General features: G+C 66.7%; 22 protein-coding genes, 1 tRNA gene and 1 pseudogene. 14 read left to right on the forward strand and 10 right to left on the reverse strand.

Annotated elements, in window-relative coordinates:
* A pseudogene (locus HCZ97_RS19545) lies at nt 1–298 on the forward strand (hydroxymethylbilane synthase); the annotation flags it as partial.
* 117 nt (nt 299–415) lie between these two features.
* Here the strand turns inward: HCZ97_RS19545 and HCZ97_RS19550 are convergent.
* Together HCZ97_RS19550 and HCZ97_RS19555 are read right to left on the reverse strand one after the other, a co-directional pair.
* Nucleotides 416–907: an RNA pyrophosphohydrolase gene (locus HCZ97_RS19550; protein ID WP_167690793.1), complete on the reverse strand. Its 492-nt coding sequence runs from the start codon at nt 905–907 to the stop codon at nt 416–418.
* Between the two features lie 94 nt (nt 908–1001).
* The gene (locus HCZ97_RS19555; protein ID WP_167690794.1) at nt 1002–1898 is read right to left on the reverse strand and encodes a LysR family transcriptional regulator; all 897 of its coding nucleotides are present in this window, start codon (nt 1896–1898) and stop codon (nt 1002–1004) included.
* 107 nt (nt 1899–2005) lie between these two features.
* Here HCZ97_RS19555 and HCZ97_RS19560 point away from each other — a divergent pair, with 107 nt between their 5' ends.
* Together HCZ97_RS19560 and HCZ97_RS19565 are read left to right on the forward strand one after the other, a co-directional pair.
* Nucleotides 2006–3232 (forward strand): acyl-CoA dehydrogenase, encoded by a 1227-nt coding sequence (locus tag HCZ97_RS19560; RefSeq protein ID WP_167690795.1) that lies wholly within the window; start codon nt 2006–2008, stop codon nt 3230–3232.
* Nucleotides 3233–3420: 188 nt separating this feature from the next.
* On the forward strand, nt 3421–3834 hold the full coding sequence (locus tag HCZ97_RS19565) for a VOC family protein (RefSeq protein ID WP_167690796.1): 414 nt from the start codon (nt 3421–3423) through the stop codon (nt 3832–3834).
* 64 nt (nt 3835–3898) lie between these two features.
* On the opposite strand, the gene HCZ97_RS19570 is transcribed toward HCZ97_RS19565, so the two are convergent.
* The 6 genes from HCZ97_RS19570 to HCZ97_RS19595 form a co-directional block, all read right to left on the reverse strand.
* Entirely contained in the window at nt 3899–5290 is a 1392-nt protein-coding gene (locus HCZ97_RS19570) for a S41 family peptidase (RefSeq protein WP_167690797.1), read from the reverse strand.
* Nucleotides 5287–6426 carry a murein hydrolase activator EnvC gene (locus HCZ97_RS19575; protein ID WP_167690798.1) on the reverse strand — a complete coding sequence of 380 codons (1140 nt, stop codon included), beginning with the start codon at nt 6424–6426 and terminating at the stop codon, nt 5287–5289. Before HCZ97_RS19575 ends, HCZ97_RS19570 begins: the two co-directional genes overlap by 4 nt.
* The gene (gene gpmI, locus HCZ97_RS19580; RefSeq protein WP_167690799.1) at nt 6423–7940 is read right to left on the reverse strand and encodes a 2,3-bisphosphoglycerate-independent phosphoglycerate mutase; all 1518 of its coding nucleotides are present in this window, start codon (nt 7938–7940) and stop codon (nt 6423–6425) included. The genes HCZ97_RS19575 and gpmI overlap by 4 nt, the downstream gene beginning before the upstream one ends.
* Before the next feature lie 319 nt (nt 7941–8259).
* Nucleotides 8260–8727, reverse strand: coding sequence for a 23S rRNA (pseudouridine(1915)-N(3))-methyltransferase RlmH (gene rlmH / locus HCZ97_RS19585; RefSeq protein ID WP_167690800.1), 468 nt, complete (start codon nt 8725–8727; stop codon nt 8260–8262).
* A 30-nt stretch (nt 8728–8757) separates the two neighbouring features.
* Entirely contained in the window at nt 8758–9231 is a 474-nt protein-coding gene (gene rsfS, locus HCZ97_RS19590) for a ribosome silencing factor (RefSeq protein WP_368484400.1), read from the reverse strand.
* Nucleotides 9232–9332: 101 nt separating this feature from the next.
* On the reverse strand, nt 9333–10004 hold the full coding sequence (locus tag HCZ97_RS19595) for an FAD-binding oxidoreductase (RefSeq protein ID WP_167690802.1): 672 nt from the start codon (nt 10002–10004) through the stop codon (nt 9333–9335).
* Nucleotides 10005–10115: 111 nt separating this feature from the next.
* Between HCZ97_RS19595 and HCZ97_RS19600 the strand changes: the two genes are divergently transcribed.
* From HCZ97_RS19600 to HCZ97_RS19625, 6 genes are all read left to right on the forward strand, one after another.
* Nucleotides 10116–10259, forward strand: coding sequence for an isopropylmalate isomerase (locus HCZ97_RS19600; protein ID WP_167690792.1), 144 nt, complete (start codon nt 10116–10118; stop codon nt 10257–10259).
* A 66-nt stretch (nt 10260–10325) separates the two neighbouring features.
* Nucleotides 10326–11732, forward strand: a complete 1407-nt coding sequence (gene leuC, locus HCZ97_RS19605) for a 3-isopropylmalate dehydratase large subunit (RefSeq protein ID WP_167690803.1) — start codon at nt 10326–10328, stop codon at nt 11730–11732.
* 42 nt (nt 11733–11774) lie between these two features.
* Nucleotides 11775–12293 carry an HdeD family acid-resistance protein gene (locus HCZ97_RS19610; protein ID WP_167690804.1) on the forward strand — a complete coding sequence of 173 codons (519 nt, stop codon included), beginning with the start codon at nt 11775–11777 and terminating at the stop codon, nt 12291–12293.
* A 102-nt stretch (nt 12294–12395) separates the two neighbouring features.
* Nucleotides 12396–12785 carry a hypothetical protein gene (locus HCZ97_RS19615; protein WP_167690805.1) on the forward strand — a complete coding sequence of 130 codons (390 nt, stop codon included), beginning with the start codon at nt 12396–12398 and terminating at the stop codon, nt 12783–12785.
* Between the two features lies 1 nt (nt 12786).
* Nucleotides 12787–13392, forward strand: coding sequence for a 3-isopropylmalate dehydratase small subunit (leuD, locus tag HCZ97_RS19620; protein ID WP_167690806.1), 606 nt, complete (start codon nt 12787–12789; stop codon nt 13390–13392).
* 299 nt (nt 13393–13691) lie between these two features.
* Complete coding sequence (locus HCZ97_RS19625; protein ID WP_254871617.1) at nt 13692–14588, forward strand: endonuclease/exonuclease/phosphatase family protein; 897 nt, start codon at nt 13692–13694, stop codon at nt 14586–14588.
* A gap of 24 nt (nt 14589–14612) precedes the next feature.
* Here HCZ97_RS19625 and HCZ97_RS19630 read toward each other — a convergent pair whose 3' ends face one another.
* Complete coding sequence (locus HCZ97_RS19630) at nt 14613–15509, reverse strand: NAD-dependent epimerase/dehydratase family protein (RefSeq protein WP_167690808.1); 897 nt, start codon at nt 15507–15509, stop codon at nt 14613–14615.
* Nucleotides 15510–15602: 93 nt separating this feature from the next.
* Here HCZ97_RS19630 and HCZ97_RS19635 point away from each other — a divergent pair, with 93 nt between their 5' ends.
* From HCZ97_RS19635 to HCZ97_RS19650, 4 genes are all read left to right on the forward strand, one after another.
* Nucleotides 15603–16499: a LysR family transcriptional regulator gene (locus tag HCZ97_RS19635; protein ID WP_167690809.1), complete on the forward strand. Its 897-nt coding sequence runs from the start codon at nt 15603–15605 to the stop codon at nt 16497–16499.
* A gap of 81 nt (nt 16500–16580) precedes the next feature.
* Nucleotides 16581–17684 (forward strand): 3-isopropylmalate dehydrogenase, encoded by a 1104-nt coding sequence (leuB, locus tag HCZ97_RS19640; protein WP_167690810.1) that lies wholly within the window; start codon nt 16581–16583, stop codon nt 17682–17684.
* Between the two features lie 159 nt (nt 17685–17843).
* Nucleotides 17844–18839, forward strand: a complete 996-nt coding sequence (locus HCZ97_RS19645; RefSeq protein ID WP_167690811.1) for a DMT family transporter — start codon at nt 17844–17846, stop codon at nt 18837–18839.
* A gap of 71 nt (nt 18840–18910) precedes the next feature.
* Nucleotides 18911–18987 (forward strand) — tRNA-Pro (locus tag HCZ97_RS19650).
* A 216-nt stretch (nt 18988–19203) separates the two neighbouring features.
* On the opposite strand, the gene HCZ97_RS19655 is transcribed toward HCZ97_RS19650, so the two are convergent.
* The gene (locus HCZ97_RS19655; RefSeq protein ID WP_167690812.1) at nt 19204–20076 is read right to left on the reverse strand and encodes a LysR family transcriptional regulator; all 873 of its coding nucleotides are present in this window, start codon (nt 20074–20076) and stop codon (nt 19204–19206) included.
* A gap of 341 nt (nt 20077–20417) precedes the next feature.
* Here HCZ97_RS19655 and HCZ97_RS19660 point away from each other — a divergent pair, with 341 nt between their 5' ends.
* Nucleotides 20418–21119 carry a bifunctional 2-polyprenyl-6-hydroxyphenol methylase/3-demethylubiquinol 3-O-methyltransferase UbiG gene (locus HCZ97_RS19660; RefSeq protein WP_167690813.1) on the forward strand — a complete coding sequence of 234 codons (702 nt, stop codon included), beginning with the start codon at nt 20418–20420 and terminating at the stop codon, nt 21117–21119.
* Nucleotides 21120–21623: the final 504 nt, after the last annotated feature.

Genomic DNA, 21623 nt, shown 5'->3' on the forward strand with positions numbered 1-21623 from the left:
CGACATGCCCACCGCCGCCCTGCTGGAAGCGATCCACGACGATATCACCGCCCAACGCCTGGCCGCCGAGCGGGCCTTCCTGGCGCGGCTGGACGGCTCCTGCGAAACGCCCATCGCCGGCCTGGCAGAGCTGGACGGCACCACCCTGCGCCTGCGCGGAGAGATCCTGCGCCCCGACGGCTCAGAGGCGCTGGCCGATGACCGCACCGCCCCGATCGAAGATGGCGCGGAGCTGGGCGAAGCCATGGCAGAGGCGCTGCTGGCCCAGGCCGGCAAGGACTTCTTCGACTGGCGCTGAGCCGTCCGTCCGGAACGAAAAAAGGGGCGCAGCCAGCAGGCCGCGTCCCTTTGTCATGACGGTGGTTTCCACGGCCCGAAGACGCCTGCGCGGGGCTGCGCCCAGCCCCCGCAGTCCTCAGATCCGGGGGCCGAATTCCTCAAGAACCTTCGCGTAGACCTCGCGCTTGAAGGGCACGATATTGTCCAGAAGCTCCTCGGGCGGCATCCATTTCCATTCAGTGAATTCAGGGTGTTGGGTGGCAATATCTACGTCTGAATCCGTGCCGTTGAACCGCATCAGGACCCATTTCTGCTCCTGCCCGCGGAAGGCTCCGCCCCAGATCTTGCCCAGCAGGTGGTCGGGCAATTCGTAGCGCACCCATCCCTCGGTCTCGGCCTCCACGGTGACCTTGTCGGCTTTCACGCCGGTCTCTTCCCAGAGCTCGCGCAGGGCCGCCTGCTGAGGCGTCTCGCCCGGGTCGATCCCGCCCTGGGGCATCTGCCAGGCGGGGGGCTCTCCGGGGCGCATGTCGTTGCGCTGACCGGTGAAGACATGACCCTCTGCATTGATCAGCATCACGCCCACGCAGGGGCGATAGGGCAGGGCGGCGATCTGTTCTGGCGTCATCGGGGACACTCCTTCTGGCTTGGCCGCATCCTAGCCGCGCAGCCGGGAAGCGCAACGCGAAGCGCGCGCGACCGGGCGTGTCACGGGGAGACGGTCAGGCCCAGATCCCCGCGATCTCCGCGCTCAGCCAGTCGCGGAAGCGCAGCACCTCTGCACGCTCCGCGCTGCGCTCTGGGTAGATCAGCGTATAGGCCTGCCCGGTGCCCATGCGGCGCGGCGACGCGCTGCGCAACCGGCCATCGGCCAGGGCGGTCTCGGCCACGATCTCGGGTACCAGCCCCACGCCCAGCCCGGCGATGGCGGCATCCACGACCATGTCGAAATGATCGAACCGCGCCCCCCGCAAGGCGCGGCGCGGATCCAGCCCGGCCTCCCGGAACCACTCGGGCCAGAGGCCGGGCCGGGTGCTTTGCTGCAGCAGCGGAAGCTCCAGCAGGGCGGCATCCGTGGCCCCCTGCGCCGGCACCAGCTTGGGCGCGGCCACGGCGACAAGCTGCTCGTCCAGCAGGTGCAGGTGATGGGCTCCGGTGCTGCGGTGCTGGCTGCGCTGGATCGACAGGTCGAAGGGCGCGCGTTCAAAGTCCACCGGCTCCAGCCGGGCGGCGACATCGAAGCTGACCCCGGGCAGAGAGGCCTGGCAGGCCCCCAGCCGTGGGATCAGCCAGGAGCGGGCGAAACTGGGCAGCACCGCCATGCGCAGAACCGCGCTCTGCCCGGCAAAGGCCATGACCCCGGTGGCCGCCGAATCCAGCCGCGCCAGCAGGTCCTCCGCCTCCGCCAGGAAGGCCCGCCCGGCGTCCGACAATCCCAGCCTCTGGCGCGCCCGCGTGAACAGCGCCACGCCCAGCCGATCCTCCAGCGTCGCGATCGACCGGCTCACCGCGCTCTGCGTCAACCCCAGGTCCCGCGCCGCGCCCGTCGTGGTCCCAACCCGGGCGCATGAGCAAAATGCTTCAAGCTCCCCGACCGAAGGCATGTATGCCTTGCGCATTACCCTTCACCTCATGCAAAATTCTCATCGTCTTGCCAGAATTACTCGTTAGCGCGCGGGCGGTCCATGGCCTATCCTGCTGCCAACGCAGATACCGGAGGACCCCCATGGACACGCCCACCCGCCCCGTTCTGAAAGACAAGGACCGCCCCGGCATGGCCGGTTTCTCCTGGCAGGATCCCTTCCTGCTGGACGACGAGCTGGAAGAAGAAGAGCGGATGATCCGCGACACGGCCCACGCCTTCTCCCAGGAAAAACTCGCCCCCCGGGTCGAGAAAATGTACCTCGAAGAAGGTGTCGAACCTGAGATCTTCGCCGAAATGGGCGAAATGGGCCTGCTCGGTGTGACGGTGCCGGAACAATACGGCGGCATCGGCGCCGGCTATGTCTCCTACGGGCTGGTCGCGCGTGAGGTCGAACGCGTGGATTCCGGCTACCGCTCGATGATGTCGGTGCAAAGCTCGCTGGTCATGTACCCGATCTATGCCTACGGCTCCGAAGAGCAGCGCATGAAATACCTGCCGAAACTGGCCTCCGGCGAATGGATCGGCTGCTTCGGCCTGACCGAGCCCGATGCCGGCTCCGATCCGGGCGGCATGAAGACCCGCGCCATCAAGACAGAGGGTGGCTACCGCCTTGTGGGCTCCAAGATGTGGATCTCCAACGCGCCCATCGCCGATGTCTTCGTCGTCTGGGCCAAGTCCGAAGCCCATGACGGCGCGATTCGCGGCTTCGTGCTGGAAAAGGGCATGAAGGGCCTCTCCGCCCCCAAGATCGGCGGCAAGCTCAGCCTGCGGGCCTCCATCACCGGTGAGATCGTGATGGACAACGTCGAAGTCGGGGAAGAGGCCCTGTTGCCCCATGTGTCCGGCCTCAAGGGGCCCTTCGGCTGCCTCAACCGCGCACGCTACGGCATCGCCTGGGGCGTGATGGGCGCCGCGGAAGACTGCTGGTTCCGCGCCCAGTCCTACGGCATGGACCGCAAGCAATTCGGCAAGCCGCTGGCCGGCATGCAACTCTACCAGAAGAAACTGGCGGACATGCAGACCGAAATCACCCTGGGCACCCAGGCCGCCCTGCGCGTTGGCAGGCTGTTCGACCGCGCCAAGGCCGCCCCGGAAATGGTCTCGCTGATCAAGCGCAACAACTGCGGCAAAGCGCTGGATATTGCCCGGATGGCCCGGGACATGCACGGCGGCAACGGCATCCAGATCGAATACCAGGTCATGCGCCACGCGGTGAACCTGGAAACGGTGAACACCTACGAGGGCACCCATGACGTGCACGCCCTGATCCTGGGCCGCGCCCAGACCGGCCTGCAAGCCTTCTTCTGATCTCAGCCAGGCGGGCGCCCGACCTGGGCCGCCCGCCTGCACACACGTCCCCTGTCCGATAAAGACCGCTCCAGATCCTTCATCTGGCCAAAAATACTTCCGCCGGAGGCTTCCGCCCCCTCCGCGCGCGCTCCCGCCCGCTCTTCCAGGCTCTTCCCCCGTCGCCGATCCCGTGCCACCCTCCCGGCATGATCAGCCACGTCACCATCGCCATTTCGGATTTCGACCGCGCGCTGGCCTTCTACCGCCCGCTGATGCGCCGCCTCGGGATCGAGGAAAGCTGGCTCCGCCCCGGCGAGGAAGCTTCCTTTCGCCCGCCCGGCCAGGCCCGCCCGCTCTTCTTCCTGACCCGCCCCTTCGAGGGCGCGCCACATCCCGGCAACGGCCCAATGGTCGCCTTCCTGGCGCAGGATCGCGCCACGGTGCGGGATGTCTATGAGATGGCCATCACGGCCGGCGCCACGGATGAGGGTCGCCCGGACCTGCGCCCGCATTACCACCCGGATTTCTACGGCGCCTATTTCCGGGACCTTGATGGCAACAAGATCTGCGTCGCCTGCCACGTGGCAGAGGGAGAGGCAGAGGCAGAGGACCGTGCCTGAGCGAAAAAGGGCGCCGCAATCGCGACGCCCCTCCCGGTTTCTTCGATGATCCTTTCGCCCCGGGTCAGGGCTTGACCTCTGCAAGCGGCTCACCGTCGGTGCCCGCATCCGCGCGGTACTGCGGACCAAGGGCGGAAAGGCCCTTCAGGATGTCGATCGCATAGGCCAGCTGGTAATCCTCGTCGCGAAGCTTGGCGGCCTCGTCGGCCTTGGCGCGCTCTTCCTCGATCTGGCGGACCTCGTCCTCGGACAGGGAATCGTTGTCGAGCGCCCCGCGCAGATCGGCCTCCGAACGGGAGAAGCCTGCCGGTGCCTCCTTATCCTCTTCCACGGCATTGGGATCCACGCGCGGCTGCTGCACCACGATATCGGGCGATACGCCCAGGTTCTGGATCGACCGGCCCGACGGCGTGTAATAGCGCGCCGTGGTCAGCCGGATCTGGCCGTCGCCCCGCAGCGGCATGACCGTCTGGACAGACCCCTTGCCGAAGCTCTTGGTGCCCACGACGATGGCGCGGCGGTGATCCTTGAGCGCCCCCGCAACGATCTCTGAGGCAGAGGCAGAGCCGCCGTTGATCAGCACGACGATGGGCTTGCCCTCGATCATGTCGCCGGGGGTGGCGTTGTACCGGTCCCCGTCGCCCGGATCCCGCGACCGGGTCGAGACGATCTCGCCCTTGTCCAGAAAGGCATCCGACACCCGGATCGCCTGCACCAGCAGCCCGCCGGGGTTGTTGCGCAGATCCAGCACCACGCCGTTGACGTTGTCCAGCCCACCGGCGGCCTCGATCTCGCGCTCAAGGCCCTCCTGCAGGTTCGGGAAGGTTTGGTCGTTGAAGGTAGAGACCCGCAGAACCACGGTCTGGCCCTCGGTGCGGGCGCGCACGGCGGTCAGCTTGATCGTGTCGCGGGTGATGGTCACGTCGAAGGGATCGGCCTCGCCCTCGCGGACCACGGTGATCACGATCTCAGATCCCACGGGGCCGCGCATCAGTTCCACGGCATCGTCCAGCGTCAGGCCCAGCAGGCTCTCGCCATCGACATGGGTGATGAAATCGCCGGCCTCGACACCGGCCTCGGCGGCGGGGGTGCCATCCATCGGCGTCACGACCTTCACGAAGCCGTCTTCTTGCGTCACCTCGATGCCCAGTCCGCCGAACTCGCCCCGCGTCTGGACGCGCAGCGCGTCTGCCTCTGCCGGGGGGTGATAGCTGGAATGCGGGTCGAGCGAGGTCAGCATGCCGTCGATGGCGGCTTCCACCAGCTCGGCCGGGTCAACCGTTTCGACGTACTGGCTGCGAATCCGCTCGAAGACATCGCCGAACAATTCCAGCTGACCGTAGACATCGCCTTCGGCGGCATTGTCCTGGGCCAGCAGGGGCGGGGCGACCTGGGTGGTGACAATGGCAGCGACAGCCATGCCGCCGATCGCGGCCAGGGCGAATTTTCTCTTCATTGCGTTTCCTTCGTCATCTCGAACCAGCCTGCGGGGTCCTCGGGCAGGTTATCCTGCCTAACCTCTATATAAAGCGTTTCGCCCCGGCCGGGGCCACCCTCTTCTCCGGACGCGTCGCTTGCCGGAGTCTCTGCCGTGTGGGCCTGCCCGCCCATGAGGCCAAGCGGCGCACCCGCGGCCAGGACCTCTCCGATCTCTCCGTACACGACCTTCAGCCCCGCAAGAACGAAGAGTAGACCGGAACGCGGCTCAAGGATGATCACGTTTCCGTAGTCCAGAAGCGGGCCCAGGTAGCGAATCGTGGCCGGGACCGGCGTGGTGACCAGGGCCTGCGCGGGCGTCTCCAGGATGATGCCGGGGCGGATGATACCCGCGGCATCGGCCTCTCCGGCGCGGCGCAGGAGGCGGCCGGGAGCGGGCAGGGGGATGTGACCCTTGTCAAAGGATGCAACGGGCGGGGTGGTGCCGGTCACGCTGGCATCATCCACGATATCGGGCAGGCCGGCGGCGAAATCCCGCAGCGTGTCGGTGGTGGCCGAAAGCAGCTGCACCTTCAGCGGATCGGCGATGAACCGCACCGGCAGGTCGCGCCGGTCCGACACGGCCTGGGACAGCGCCGTGCGCGCGGCCTGCACGCCGCGCAGCCCCTCGCTCAGCCGGGCCTCGGCCCCTTCGCGGACCTCGCGCAGGGCGCGCGCCTCGTTCAGATCGGCTTTCAGCGCCTCGGCGCGCGCGGTCAGGGCCGGGGCGGTGTCGGAAATGATCATGCCGGCGCGCACGGTGCCCAGCGGGCCGGCGGGATGCAGCAGCAGCACCGGCGCGGGATCCTCCGAGATCACCTGCAGAGTCGACACGAGTGCCGCGATCTCTCCGCTGCGCGCGGCCAGCTCGTCCTGCAGGGCGGCCTCGCGTCGGGCGGCATCGCGCAGCCCCTCGCGCATGGCCTCCAGCCCGCGTTCATAGGCGCGCACCGTGTCGGTCAGCGCCGCGACACGATCCCGCGCACCCTGAGCGGATTCCAGTTCACCCTGGGCCGCCTCCAGCGCCTCGGCCGCGGCCCGCGCCCGGGCGGCGGGCCCCTCCTGCGCCAGCGCGGGCGCGCTCAGCATCGCCAGGACCAGCGCCAGACGGATCATTTGATAAGGCTCTTCCCGGTCATTTCCTCGGGCTGCTCCATGCCCATCAGCTGCAGCAGCGTCGGCGCAAGATCCGCCAGACGCCCGTCGCGCAACTCTGCCCCCTCGGGCCCGCCGAACAGCGCCACGGGCACCAGGTTGGTCGTATGCGCGGTATGCGGCCCGCCGGTTTCCGGATCGACCATGGTCTCGCAATTGCCGTGATCCGCGGTGACGATCATCGCGCCGCCCACCTTTTCCAGCGCCGCCACCACGCGGGCCAGCCCCTGGTCCACGGCCTCGCAGGCGGCAATGGCCGCCTCCAGGTCACCGGTGTGGCCGACCATGTCCGGGTTGGCGTAATTGGTGACGATCAGGTCATAGCCATGCTCGATCGCCTCCACGAAGTGATCCGTCACCTCGACCGAGGACATCTCGGGCTGCATGTCGTAGGTGGCGACCTTGGGCGACTTCGGCATGAAGCGATCCTCGCCCGCCTTGGCCTTCTCCACCCCACCGTCAAGGAAGAAGGTCACATGGGGGTATTTCTCCGTCTCCGCCAGGCGGAACTGGCTCTTGCCATGTTTGGCAACCCATTCACCCAGCGTGTTCACGATCTGGCGCTTGGGGAAGCAGGTGGTCATGTAGGCGTTGTGATCTTGGGAATACTCGACCATCCCCAGCAGGGCGGAAAGCTTCGGACGCGCCCCGGTGTCGAACTCGGCAAAGCCCGGCTCCCCGATGGCGCGCAGGATCTCTCGTGCGCGGTCGGCCCGGAAGTTGAGGCAGAAGAAGGCATCGCCATCCTCGACCCCGCCGAAATCCCCCAGCACGGAGGGCAGGACGAATTCATCCGTCTTGCCATCCGCATAGCTGGCCTCGACCACGGCCCGGGCGCTCTCGGCCTTCAGGCCCTCGCCCCGGATCATCGCGTTATAGGCCTGGCTCACCCGCTCCCAGCGGTTGTCCCGGTCCATCGCGTAATAGCGCCCGCTGACAGAAACGATCTGCGCGTTGTCCGGCAGGGCGGCTTCCAGCGTCTCCAGGTAGCCAAGCGCGGATTGCGGGGCCACGTCGCGCCCATCCGTCACCGCATGCAGCTTCACGGGCACGCCCGCACCCGCGATCGTCTTCACCGCCGCGATGATATGGGCAAGAGAGCCATGAACGCCCCCGTCCGAAACCAGCCCCATGACATGCGCCGCGCCGCCGGTTTCCTTGAGCGTCGCGATCATGTCGTTCAGCGCCGCATTGGCGGCAAAGCTGCCGTCCTCGATGGCAAGATCAATCTGCCCCAGGTCCATCGCCACCACGCGGCCCGCGCCGATATTGGTATGCCCGACCTCGGAATTGCCCATCTGCCCCTTCGGCAGGCCGACGTCCGGGCCGAAGGTGACCAGCGTCGCATTGGGACAGCTCGCCATGATGCGGTCAAAGGTGGGCGTCTTGGCCAAGGCAGGCGCATTGGCCTCGCGGCTCTCGCGCAGCCCCCAGCCATCAAGGATGCAAAGAACGACGGGTTTGGGAATGCTCATGACGGGATCCTTGGCCTGTTTCACCCCGGTTCTAGACCCTGTGCCGCGCAGGGTGAACAGGGTTTGCGCCAACAGGGCGGAATGTGGCGGATGCGCGGCATCCCCGGCGGATTTCCCGGCAATGACAGGCGCCTTACCCCGCAACGCGCCGCGGCCCCATCGAGGGCCCGCGCCCCGTCGTCGGCCTGCGCCTCCCGGGACATCCACGCCGTCCCGCGAAAGAAAGGACCCCGCCCCCTCCTTCTTCTTGCCAAAAAACTCCCGCCGGAGGCATCCAAAGACCCCAGCCCGCACGGACCTCGCCGCTCAGCCCCCCGCTTTACACCCGGTGATAGGGCGAGCCCCCCAGGATCGTTACCGCACGGTAGATCTGTTCGGAAAGCATCGCGCGGGCCAGCATGTGCGGCCAGACCATCTTGCCGAAGGACAGTGTCAGGTCGGCCCGGGCCCGCAGGGCCGGATCCAGCCCGTCCGCGCCCCCGATCAGGAAGCAGCAATCGCGGATGCCCTCGTCCCGCCAGCCGGCAAGACGATCCGCGAAATCCGGCGATGTCAGAAGCTTGCCCCGTTCATCCAGCGCGACGATCTTCGCGCCGTCCGGGATCATCCGGGTCAGCACCTCGGCCTCTGCCGCCATGCCACCCTTCTTGGCCTCGCCGTCCTGCACGCTGGCAGGACCCAAGCCCATGGACCGGCCGGACTTGCCGGCCCGGTCCAGGTAATCATCGATCAGCGCCTTTTCCGGCCCGGCTCGCAGCCGGCCGATGGCGCATATCGTCAACTTCATGTGGCCTCGTCAGGTCAGACGGCGGTCAGCTCAGGCCGAGGGAACGGCGCCGGCCGGCTGCTGCCACATCTTTTCAAGCTGGTAGAACTCGCGGACCTCCGGGCGGAAGACATGCACGACGATATCGCCGGTGTCGATCAGGACCCAGTCGCCGGTTTCCTTGCCTTCGACCTTCGCGGTCCGGCCCGTCACCTCCTTGAGGCGCTCCACGAGTTTTTCAGCGATCGCCGACACCTGCCGCGAGGAGCGGCCGGAGCAGACAACCATGTAATCGCCGATGGAGGACTTGCCAGCCAGGTCGATCGTGACGATCTCCTCGGCCTTGTCGTCTTCCAGCGATGTCAGGATGAGGTCGAGCTGGCCCTTGGCCGTAAGCTCTTGCGGGGCAGGCATCACGTAAGCCCCTTCATGCGCGGAGTGATCCGCTCTTGCGTCGAATGACAGGACATTGTCCTCCCTGGCAGCACACCGTCTCGGCCCCGGTGCCGGGCATGTGTCAAAGATAGCAAGACCTGCGCCCCTTTTCAATGAATGTGGACGTGGCGTCCGCAGCCCGCCCCCGGGGCCATGCCAGAGGGGCGGAGTGCGAGCGTCAAAAGGGGGGCTTACCAGCCTTCCTCGGTGACGATCTTTTCAGGCTCTGCGCCCATGCGCTTGAGCGCATTGCGGATGTCATCGACAAAGCCATGCGGCCCGCAGATGTAGAAGAACCGTTCAAGATCAGGCACCTGGCTGCGCAGGTAGTCCTCGTCCAGCATCGCCTTGGGCACGCTCTCGCCCGCGTGCTCGGTGACCGTATAGGCCAGGGACAGGCCCTCCATCCCGGCCCATTCCTCGCGCAGGATGATGTCGTCTTCGGTCTTGTTGGTGTAGATCAGCTGGCAGTTTTCCAGCGAGCCCTCTGCGGCACGGTGGCGCAGAATCGGGATGAAGGGGGTGATCCCCGCGCCCGCGGCGATGAAGGTGCCGGGGCCCTTGTCCTCGATCGCGCCGAAAGGATCGGCCATCTGAAGCTTGTCGCCGGGTTTCAGCTCGGCCAGCTGCTCGGTCACGCCATCATGCTCCGGGTAGGACTTGATGACGAACTCCAGCATCTTGTCATCGGGCTGCGAGGTGAAGGTGAAGGGGCGCCCCTCGTCCTTCCAGCCGGATTTCTCCAGGGTCAGCTCGGTGGCCTGGCCGGGGTGGTACTCCAGCCCCTCGGGGCGGGTGAAGACATAGCGGTTCACGTCATGGGTGACGGCGCTCTTTTCCTTCAGGGTGATCTCATGGGTCATGGAAACCTCCTTTGGCGACTCAACCCCAAGGGGCTGGCGAAGGTTCCCGAAACGGGCAGGGGGGGCGGAGCGGACACCCCCTCCCGCAGCGCAGCCCCGGCAGGGGATTGCTTGAGTCCGCATCTGTTAAAGCTTGATGAACCGCCCGACGAAGAGTATCTGGGGCCCATGACGCAGATTTTCGACATGGATGACCGCGCGCGCCTGCCCTGGCGCTTCTTCGGCGCGACCCTGACGATCCTCGCCCGCCTATGAGTGCGGCGCGGGTGGTCCCGCGCGTCACCATCACCGATTTCCACGCATTTCCAGGGAGAGGATTCCATGTCCCCCAAGACGCTCTATGACAAGATTTGGGATGCCCATGTCGCCGATGAGGCCGACGATGGCACCTGCTTGCTCTACATCGACCGCCACCTTGTCCACGAAGTGACCAGCCCCCAGGCCTTCGAAGGCCTGCGCCTGGCCGGCCGCACCGTTCGTGCGCCGGAAAAGACCATCGCCGTGCCGGACCACAACGTGCCCACCACCCTGGGCCGCGACAACCCGGAATCGATGCCCGAGGACAGCCGCATCCAGGTGGCCGCGCTTGACACCAACGCCAAGGAATTCGGCGTTCACTACTACCCGGTGTCCGACGTCCGCCAGGGCATCGTGCACATCGTCGGCCCAGAACAGGGCTGGACCCTGCCGGGCATGACCGTGGTCTGCGGCGACAGCCACACCGCCACCCATGGCGCCTTCGGCGCGCTGGCCCACGGCATCGGCACCTCCGAGGTCGAGCACGTCCTTGCCACCCAGACGCTGATCCAGAAGAAGTCCAAGAACATGAAGGTGGAGATCACCGGCCAGCTTCGGCCCGGTGTCACCGCCAAGGACATCACCCTGTCCGTCATCGGCGCCACCGGCACCGCTGGCGGCACCGGCTACGTGATCGAATATTGCGGCGAAGCCATCCGCTCGCTGTCGATGGAAGGCCGCATGACCGTCTGCAACATGGCGATCGAAGGCGGCGCACGCGCCGGCCTGATCGCGCCGGACGAAACCACCTTCGAATATGTCATGGGCCGTCCCCATGCGCCCAAGGGCGCGCAGTGGGAAGCCGCGATGAACTGGTGGAAGACGCTCTATTCGGATGACGATGCCCATTGGGACAAGGTCATCACCCTGAAGGGCGAAGACATCGCGCCGGTCGTCACCTGGGGCACCTCGCCCGAGGACGTTCTGCCGATCACCGCCGAGGTTCCCACGGCGGAAAGCTTCAAGGGCGGCAAGGTCGACGCGGCCAAGCGCGCGCTGGAATACATGGGCCTCGAGCCCGGCCAGAAGCTGAGCGACATCCAGATCGACACCGTCTTCATCGGCTCCTGCACCAACGGCCGGATCGAGGATCTGCGCGCCGCCGCGGAGATCCTGAAAGGCAAGAAGGTCAAAGAGGGCATGCGGGCCATGGTCGTGCCGGGCTCCGGCCTGGTGCGCGCGCAGGCGGAAGAGGAAGGGCTTGCCCAGATCTTCCAGGACGCGGGCTTTGAATGGCGTCTTGCGGGCTGCTCCATGTGCCTGGCCATGAACCCTGACCAGCTGAAGCCGGGCGAGCGTTGCGCCGCAACCTCCAACCGGAACTTCGAAGGCCGCCAGGGTCGCGGAGGCCGCACGCACCTGATGTCCCCCGCCATGGCAGCCGCCGCTGCGATCACGGGCCATCTTACGGATGTGCGCGAGCTGATGTAAGCATCGAAGAAGGTTAACGCGACAAGCAGGAGTGCGCGTCAGATGAAAGTGTCCTCGGCCCTGATCTTCATTGCCCTCATGCTGCTCATCGGCGGCGTGCTGGCACTGATGAACCCCTTCGCGGCCTCGCTGGCCGTGACCACGCTGGTGGGGATCTTCTTCCTTGCCAGCGGGGTGATCCAGGCTTGGATCCTGTTCAGGGCCCAGGCGCATGATCATCGGCTCTGGAACGGGTTCGTGGCGCTTCTTACTATTGTCGCGGGTGTCTGGCTGCTGGCCAATCCGCTTCAGGGCACGGTCTCTCTGACCCTGATCCTGGGCGTGGTCTTCTTCGTCATGGGCGTCGTGCGCCTGCTGATGGCGACGCAGCTGGGCGGCACGCCCTTCCTGTGGCTGGCGATCCTGTCCGGGGTGGCCTCCGTCGGGATCGGCCTGCTTGTCTTCTTCGACTTCGCCAGCGCGACCTCTGCGCTGCTCGGCCTGCTGCTGGGCTTCCAGCTTCTGGCAGAGGGCATCGGGCTCATGACCTTCGGCGTCGTGGCCCGGCGCAAGGGTTACTAAAGATTTCGCCCGGCGCATTCCGTGCCGGGTCACCTGAAACAGTCAGCACATCCACCCACTAACGGCCAGTCGACGGACCGGCGTCCTCACGGGAGAGAGACCTTGAAGACCCACACGAAGACGATCACGGCAGCCCTGATCCTGGGCGCACTTGCCGCCTGCACGCAGGCTCCGGTGATGAGGGCCCTGGAAGAACCGGGCTACTTCATCTTTCGCCAGGAAGAGGGCCTTATCGCGGGGAACTACAATCCCGCCGGCTACGAAGAGGCCGAGATCCGTGACCTGATCGCCATTGCCTGCAAGGGCGACGAGATCGCGGAGTATTCCTCGGGCACGGGCACAGACGGGCTCGTGGTCTTCACGGCCACCTGCCCGCAGGGACCGGCCTACGACAAGGGGATCTACGAGGCAGAGCGCTCCGACCGTTCGGTCCGGATCGAGGGCATGGTTCCAATGGATGGTGCGCTGGCGCGCGTAATTACGGAAAACTGAGATGGAAAAATTCGAGAAACTTTCCGGGATCGCGGCCCCCATGCCGCTGGTGAACATCGACACCGACATGATCATCCCGAAGCAATACCTGAAGACGATCAAGCGGACCGGCCTTGGCGTCCATGCCTTCGCCGAGATGCGCTATGACGACCAGGGTAACGAGAACCCCGATTTCGTGCTGAACCAGCCCGCCTACCGCGAGGCCTCCGTCATCGTCGCCGGTGACAACTTCGGCTGCGGCTCCTCGCGCGAACACGCCCCCTGGGCGCTGGCGGACTTCGGCATCAAGGTGGTGATCTCCACCTCCTTCGCCGACATCTTCTTCAACAACTGCTTCAAGAACGGCATGCTGCCGATCGTGATGCCGCAAGAGGTCGTCGACGTGCTGATGCAGGACGCCGAAAAGGGCTCCAACGCGCGCATGGAAGTGGACCTGGAAGCCCAGACCATCACCACCTCCGACGGAGAGGTCTTCACCTTCGAGGTCGACCCCTTCCGCAAGCATTGTCTGCTCGAAGGTCTGGACGATATCGGCCTGACCCTGGAAAAGGCCGCGGCCATCGACACCTTCGAAGCCGCCGCCGCCCAGGCCCGTCCCTGGGTCTGACCGCAGGCTGTCCCGGTCGCTGGCCGGCACCGATTTCCGAGAAAGGGCGCCCTTCGTGGCGCCCTTTTTGCATTCCGCTGCGGGCAGGAAATTCTTCACCTCTCATTAACCTTCCTCTGCTTACCTTCCCCCAATTTCGGGGAGCCGGAATGGAGGACAGGCAGGACCAGGGGACTTTGACGCCACGCGCGTGGCGGGTCGGGCCTGTCCCGGCGGCGCTGCTGGCGGTCTTGATCACCGCCGCGGCGCCGGCGCATTCCGAACCCTCCGCGCCCTCCGAGGACCAGACCCGCAAGGACCTGCGCCTGGCCTATTTCGATACGGAGCTTGAGGCGAAGGGACCGGGGCTTCTGCTGCGCGACATCCTCAAGGACACGGCGCCGATCCGTGAGGTGCGCGCGCTGATCGAGGCCGTCGATCCCGATATCCTGGTGCTTGCCGGCATCGACTACGATGCAGAGGGGCGGGCGCTCGCGGCCTTCAACGCCGGGCTCGCGCGCCCCTTCCCGCATCTTTTCGCCGCCCGGCCCAACAGCGGCCTGCCCACGGGGCTGGACCTGGATGGCAATGGCCGCCTGGGAGAGGCCCGCGATGCCCAGGGCTATGGCCGGTTCAGCGGGCAGGGGGCGCTGGCCCTGCTGTCGCGCGAAACGCTCGGCCCGCCACGGGATTTCAGCACCCTGCTCTGGAAGGACCTGCCGGACACGCTCCTGCGTCCCACGGACACCGGCGCGCAGGTGCAGCGGCTCTCTTCCGTCGCGCATTGGCTGATCCCGGCGGGGCCCGTCACACTGGGCATCTTCCGCGCCACAACGCCGGTCTTCGACGGGCCCGACGACCGCAACGGCCGCCGCAACGCGGACGAGATCCGCTTCTGGCAGCTCCTTCTGGCCGGGCATTTCGGCACCGTCCCCAAGGCGCCGGTGCTGATCGGCGGCGCAAACCTCGACCCGGACAAGGGCGACGGGCGGCGCGGGGCCATCGCGGCCCTGCTGGGCGATCCCGCCTTGCAAGATCCCACCCCCCGCAGCGCAGAGGGCGCTTTGGCAACGGTGGACTGGAAAGACGCCGGGCCGGGCCGGATGCGGGTGGATTACATCCTGCCGGGGGCCGGGCTGACCGTCACCGGCGCGGGGCTGGCCGACCCGGTGCAGGCCAGCCGCCACCGGCTGGTCTGGGTCGATATCGCCCGCTAGGCGGCACCTCTTCGCGACGGTCGCTCAGGCCGCTTCCTTGCGGCGCGCCTGCATGCCGGGCAGGAAGCCGGTGCTGTTGCGCAGGGCCTCCGGCAGCGGGGTGGGGGTGAAATCGGGCAGCAGCTCGCGGAAGCGGCGGTCATCCAGCCGCTGCGGCTTATGCCACAGGTAGCGCATCTCGATCACGCCGGCGGCGAAGCCGGCGAAGGGCTTGAGCATGTGGATCGGCAGCCAGTTGAAGGGCGCGGCCTGAACCCGCCGGCCGGTCACGCCCGACAGCGCCTCTGCCAGCTGGTGGCCGGTCAGCGTATGGCCGGGGAAGGGCACGTCCTCGAAGGTTGCCAGGCTCTTGCGCCTTTCGGCCAGGGCCAGGGCCGCGCGCCCGGCATCGGGCAGGTAGGCCCAGGCATGGGGGCGGTCCAGCGGGCCGGGGTAGGTGATGCGCCCCTTGGCCAGCGGTTTGCAGATCATCCGGTCGAACCAGTTGCCGCTGGGGCGCACGTCGATGAAATCCCCGCAGCGCAGCACGATCACCTGGGTATCGGCGGCGCGGTACATCTTTTCGACCTCCCGGCGCAGGCGGCCCAGCGGGTTGGTGGCATGGTGGGGCGTGGTCTCGTCCCAGGTCTCGGGGCTGTTTTTCCCGAAGACATAGACATTGCCGGGCAGAAGGATCGTGGCCCCTTCGCGGCTGGCCGCCTCGATCACCGCCCGGTGCATCGGCAAAAGCTCTTTCTGCCACTTCGAATAATCGCCCGGGTTCTGGGCCATGACCACCACGTCCATGCCCTCAACGGCGCTTTCCAGGGTGTCCTTTCCGCGCTGGAAACTGGTCACATCCCAGCCCGCTTCCAGAAAGGCGGCCTTCGCATTCGTTCCGAAACTTCCGTTGGCACCAAGCACCAGGACCTTGCTGACCATGATGGCCTCCCGTGATCTGAATTGGCCTGAGAATGCGCTATTCGGCAGGGATGTGTAATTGACCAAGGTCAAAGGTCTGCTATTCATTCATGAATGGATAAGCGCCTTGCCTCTCTTGATTGGTCCCTGTTGCAGGTCTTCGTTGCGGTGGCAGAGACCGGATCGCTTTCTGCCGCGGCACGCGCGCTTGGCCTGTCCCAGCCCACGCTGGGGCGGCAGGTGAAGAAGCTGGAAACGGCCCTGGGGGCAGAGCTGTTCCAACGCCAGCCGCGCGGGCTCAGCCTGACGGCGACGGGGCAGGAGATCCTGCCGGCCGCCAGCCGGATGCGCGCCGCCCTGGGTGAGATAGCGCTGACCGTGGCGGGCCAGGATGACCGCATGGCCGGTACCGTCCGCATCACCGCGTCCAACATGGTGGCCTGCCACATCCTGCCGCCGATCCTGGCAGAGATCCGGGCAGAGCTGCCCCAGTTGCAGCTGGACCTCGTGGCCTCGGACCGGGCGGAAAGCCTGGCCTTCCGAGAGGCCGATATCGCCCTGCGCATGTTCCGCCCAGAACAGCTGGATATCGTCACCCGCAAGCTGGGAGAGGTCCATATCGGCGCCTTCGCCGCCCGCAGCTACCTGGACCGGGTCGGGCGGCCCGCCTCCTTGCAGGACCTGCTGGCGCTGGACCTGATCGGCTATGACCGGTCAGAGCTGATCCTGAGGGCGATGCGCGCCCTGGGCCTGACCCTGGGAAGACAGGACTTTGCCCTGCGCTGCGATGATCCGGTGACCTATTGGCAGCTGGTCCGCGCGGGCTGCGGCGTGGGCTTCGGACAGCGCGCCATCGGCCTGTCCGATCCCACCCTGGAAGAGCTGGAAACGGACCTGCGCATCCCGCCGCTGCCGGTCTGGCTCTCCGCCCATGAGAGCCTGCGGCGCACGCCCCGGGTGTCGCATGTCTGGGACCGTTTGGCGACGGGTCTGGCGCCCTTCGTTTCTTGAACTTTCCCCCGCTTGCCGTTACGCGAAATGCAAAGCGCGGGACAGGGAGGTCCGGCGCAAGATCCAGGAAGGACAGTGACCATGAGCAACCCCTCGCTTCTCATCCTCGCCGGTGACGGCATCGGCCCCGAGGTCATGGCCGAAGTGCGCAAGATCATCGACTGGTATGGCGCCAAGCGCGACCTGACCTTCGACGTGGAAGAGGACCTGGTGGGCGGTGCGGCCTATGACGCCCATGGCACGCCCCTGACCGATGAGACGATGGAAAAGGCGCAACAGGCGGACGCGGTTCTGCTGGGTGCCGTGGGTGGCCCGAAGTACGACGTGCTCGACTTCTCCGTGAAGCCCGAACGCGGCCTGCTGCGCCTGCGCAAGGAAATGGACCTGTTCGCCAACCTGCGCCCGGCCCAGTGCTTTGACGCCCTGGCCGATTTCTCTTCGCTGAAGAAGGACGTGGTGGCCGGCCTCGACATCATGATCGTGCGCGAGCTGACCTCGGGCATCTACTTCGGTGAGCCCCGCGGCATCATCGAAGAGGGCAACCAGCGCGTCGGCATCAACACGCAGCGCTACACGGAAGCGGAAATCGACCGGGTTGCGCGCTCTGCCTTCGAGCTGGCCATGAAGCGCGGCAAGAAGCTGTGCTCGATGGAAAAGGCCAACGTGATGGAATCGGGCATCCTGTGGCGGGAAGTCGTCACCGAGGTCGCCAAGGATTACCCCGAGGTCGAGCTGTCCCACATGTATGCCGACGCAGGCGCCATGCAGCTGTGCCGCTGGCCCAAGCAGTTCGACGTGATCGTGACCGACAACCTCTTCGGCGATCTGCTGTCGGACGCGGCGGCGATGCTGACCGGCTCGCTTGGCATGCTGCCCTCCGCCTCGCTCGGCGCGCCGATGGCCAACGGCCGCCCGAAAGCGCTTTACGAGCCCGTCCACGGCTCTGCCCCCGACATCGCCGGCCAGGCCAAGGCCAACCCCTGCGCCTGCATCCTCTCCTTCGCCATGGCGCTGCGCTACTCCTTCGACCAGGGCGAAGAGGCGACGCGCCTCGAGAAGGCCGTGGAAAAGGTGCTGGCCGATGGCGTGCGCACCGCGGACCTGCTGAACGACGAAGGCATCACGCCCGCCACCACCGCCCAGATGGGCGACGCGGTGATCGCGGCGCTGGACGCCAGCCTGTAAGCGACCAGCCCTTGCGCAGGGATCCGAAGCTTTCGGCACCCCGCCGCGCAAGGCGCCATAAATTGACCTAAACGGCAGGTTCCGCTTGCCTTTCCCGCTCCCGGCCTCAGTCTTGAGGCCGGGAGCTTCGGTTCAGAGGCATCGTTTCAAGGAGCCGGAATGTCCGGAAATACGCGTGGGATCCTTTTTGCCCTGCTGGCCTACGGGATCTATGCGACCCATGACGTGGTCGTGAAACTGCTGGGGGCGGATTACTCCTCCTTCCAGATCGTCTTCTTCTCCGTGCTCTTCGGCTTTCCGCTGACCTCGCTCATGCTGATGGGCAACGGCACGCCGGGCACGCTGATCCCCGTCCACCCCTGGTGGATGCTGGCGCGCACGCTCTTCACCGTGACCGCGAATGGCTGCGCCTTCTTCGCCTTCTCGGTGCTGCCGCTGGCGGATGCCTATTCGATCTTCTTCGCCACGCCGCTGATCATCACCGTGATCTCCATCCCCATGCTGGGGGAAAAGGTGCGCATCCACCGCTGGATCGCCGTCTTCGTCGGCCTGATGGGGGTGGGCGTGGTGCTGAACCCCGGCGGGGCAGAGCTGAACATCGGCCATGCGGCGGCGCTGGTGGCGGCCACGGCGGGGGCCTTTGCCTCTGTCATCGTGCGCAAGATCGGATCCGAGGAACGCTCCGTCGTGATGCTGCTCTACCCGATGACCGCGAACTTCCTGCTGATGGGGCTGCTGATGGTCGTCTGGCCGCGCACCTACGCGCCGGTCCAGGGGCTGCACATGCTGGGATTCGCGCTGATCTCAGGCCTGTCGATCCTGGGGATGCTCTTCATCATCCGCGCCTACAAGGCGGGCGAGGCCGCGATCGTCGCGCCGATGCAATATTCCCAGATCATCTGGGCCACGGTCTACGGGCTGATCTTCTTCGACCAGGTGCCGGGGCCGAACGTGGCCGCCGGGGCCGCGCTGATCATCGCCTCCGGCCTATATATCGTGCTGCGCGAATCCCGCCAGGGCCGGGCCTCCAACCAGCCAGTGCTGCGCACCCGCAACCGGATCGGCACGCCGGGCACGCCGCGCGCGGGCCGGGTCATGCGGATGCAGGAAGAGAGCGCGGAAGACACCGTGGTCGAAAGCGGCAAGGCGGCGTGACCGAGGTCAGAGATTTCCGCCGTTTGGCCCTTGCCAAAGCCCGGCAATAGCGGTAGTCCGCCCACCACGGTCGGGCTGTAGCGCAGCCTGGTAGCGCACCTGCTTCGGGAGCAGGGGGTCGGAGGTTCGAATCCTCTCAGCCCGACCAGTTCTTCCTTTCCCAGTCTTCCATATGTTCCCGCGTCCGGCTTGTGCCGGGATGCCGCGCCCCTGGGCGGTGGCAATTCGTGGCGATAGAGCAGGCGTTCAGTGGGGCAGGCGCCTCGGCGATCGCTTCGGATCCCCTCCTTGCCTGGTCGGCCCCGCGGGGCCTCCGGCGCCCGGCGGATCTGGTGGGCTGGATCGGGCGCGGCTGCGCGGCGGATCAGGGATCGGCAAAGGCCTCTGCCAGCACATCCTTCACCAGGCGAATCCTCGGGCTGTTGCGCAGGGCCTCATGGGTGACCAGCCAGGTCGCCACCGGATCAAGATGACCGGGCAGGACCTCGACCAGCCCGGGCGTCAGGGCGGCGATATCCTTCAGCATCGGGGCCACGCCCAGACCGGCGCAGACCATTTCCCGGATCACCAGCGCAGAACCCGACAAGAGGCGCAGATCCTCGGCCGCGCAGGCAAAGCCCCGGCGGTTCAGATGCGTGACGTAGGTCTCGACATCGGCAAAGCCCAGCAGCTGATCCGTCGGGACATCCGCGGGGCTGTCCGGGATCCCATGCCGCGCCACCCAGCCTTCAGAGGCATAGAAACCCGCCCCGCGTTCCTGCAGCTTCTGCCCCACCAGCCCCTCGCGGTCCGGACGGGCATGGCGCAGGGCGATATCGGCCTCCATCCGGTGCAGATCGCTCAGGGCGTTTTCCGCGATCACCTCGATCGTCAGCCCCGGCGCGGCGCTGCGGATGCGGTGCAAGGCCTTGGGCAGGATCAGGGCCGCGATGGTGTCGCTGGCGGAAATGCGCACCCGTCCCCGGATCTCCTGCACCTGTCCGCTGGCGGCCAGGGCAAAGCCCTCGGCGGCGGCCTGCATCCCGGCCACGTGATCGGCCAGTTCGCGCCCGACCTCGGTCAGGACCAGCCGCCGTCCGGGCCGCTCGAACAGCGGCACGCCCAGCTCTGTCTCCAGGGCCTGAACCTGGCGGGAGAGGGTCGGCTGGGTCAGCCCCAGCCTGCGCGCCGCCGCAGAGAGCGATCCCGTCTCTGCCGTGGCATGGAAGGCCCTGAGGAGGTTCCAGTCAGGTTTCATGCAAATCCGTATATGAGAGCTTCAGGAATGGGGAATTCCCGCATTTCCTGCATAAGGCTATTCTGGCTTCATCTCCAGACCTTCCGCCCCCCTGCCGGGTGGGCCGGCCAGGATCCCCAAGGTGCAGAGGCCCCGGTGATCTTCAAGCCGGCGATCCCCAATGTCGGAGATCAAGGACCGAAGACGGACGATCACGAGACTCCGAAGACCCCGGGCCACGCCACGCTGCGCCCCGGATCCCTGCCTGCTGCGGCCCCGCTGGCCGTGGCCCCCTTGCCCCTGCGCGGGCGCCCGGCTTGCCGATGCGATGCGGCAGGCCCCGAGATGACGAAGGATGCCCCATGCCCCTTGATGCCCCAACCGCCCGTCCCGGGCTGTCCCCAAAGGGGCCGCCGCGCGCCGACCAGGCGCTGGCCAGCGACGCCCGCTTCTGGGACAGGCTGTCGACCAAATACGCGGCCTCTGCCGTCTCCGATCCCCAGGCCTGGTCACGGACGATCGAGCGCACGCGCGAAAGGCTGCTGCCCGCCGATTGCGTGCTGGAGCTGGGGTGCGGCACGGGCAGCACGGCGCTGCGCCTGGCCGGAGGGGTCAGCGACTACCTGGCCACCGACCTTTCGGAAGACATGATCGCCATCGCGCGGGCCAAGCTTGAGGCGGCGCCACCCGGCCCGCTCTCCTTCCAGGTGGCGACGGCGGAGAGCATCGCGCCGGTGCCCGGGGGCTATGACGTGGTGCTGGGGTTCAACTACCTGCACCTGGTGCGGGAGCTTTCTGTGACGCTCTCCCATATCCGCGCGCTGCTGCGGCCCGGCGGGCTGCTGATCACCAAGACCCCCTGCATAGGAGAGATGAACATCCTGCTGCGCGGGGTGGCCCTGCCGGTGATGCAGATCCTGGGCAAGGCCCCCTACGTGGGAACCTTCCGGGAGGCGCAGCTGACGGACGCCATGCGCCTGGCCGGCTTCGAGATCCTGGAACGCGAGATCCACGTGGCCAGGGGGACGGATCACCGCCCCTGGCTGGTGGCGCGTCGGGTCTGAGGAGGGCAGGGGGCGACGTCCTCTTGGGGGCATTGAGCCCCCATCGGCCGTTGGTCGGGCTTTGCCCGCCCTGCTGGTGCTTATCGGGTCTGTAAGGCTCCGTTCGGAGCGCACCGACGTAATACCGACGTCATACCGACGCGATACAGATGCGTTACCGACGGCTGATTCCGGGGCGATTCCGGGTTTGCCGTCGATTCATGGGGGAGTCGCATGGTGACTCGGGGCGAGTCTCTGGTGCGTCTGTGGATAAGCCCGTGGATAAGCCGGTTTTGGGGGGACTCGGGGTGTTTGGCTTCCCCTGGGTCGCCCATTGCGGGGTCCTGTTGCGCGGAAAATTTCCCCTGAAGACCTATTTGTTTTCAGCGGGTTGCATGGAATTTTCGATTTTCTGCAGGTTTCGTGTTTTTTCCGCTTGCGGGTTTGAGGTGATAACACTAGAACCCCCTTCACCGGCGGCGCTGAGGCGCTACGGGGCGCCACGGAGGCGGACGGAACGGAGGG

This window comes from Pseudooceanicola sp. HF7 (assembly GCF_011806405.1).
Lineage (GTDB): Bacteria > Pseudomonadota > Alphaproteobacteria > Rhodobacterales > Rhodobacteraceae > Pseudooceanicola.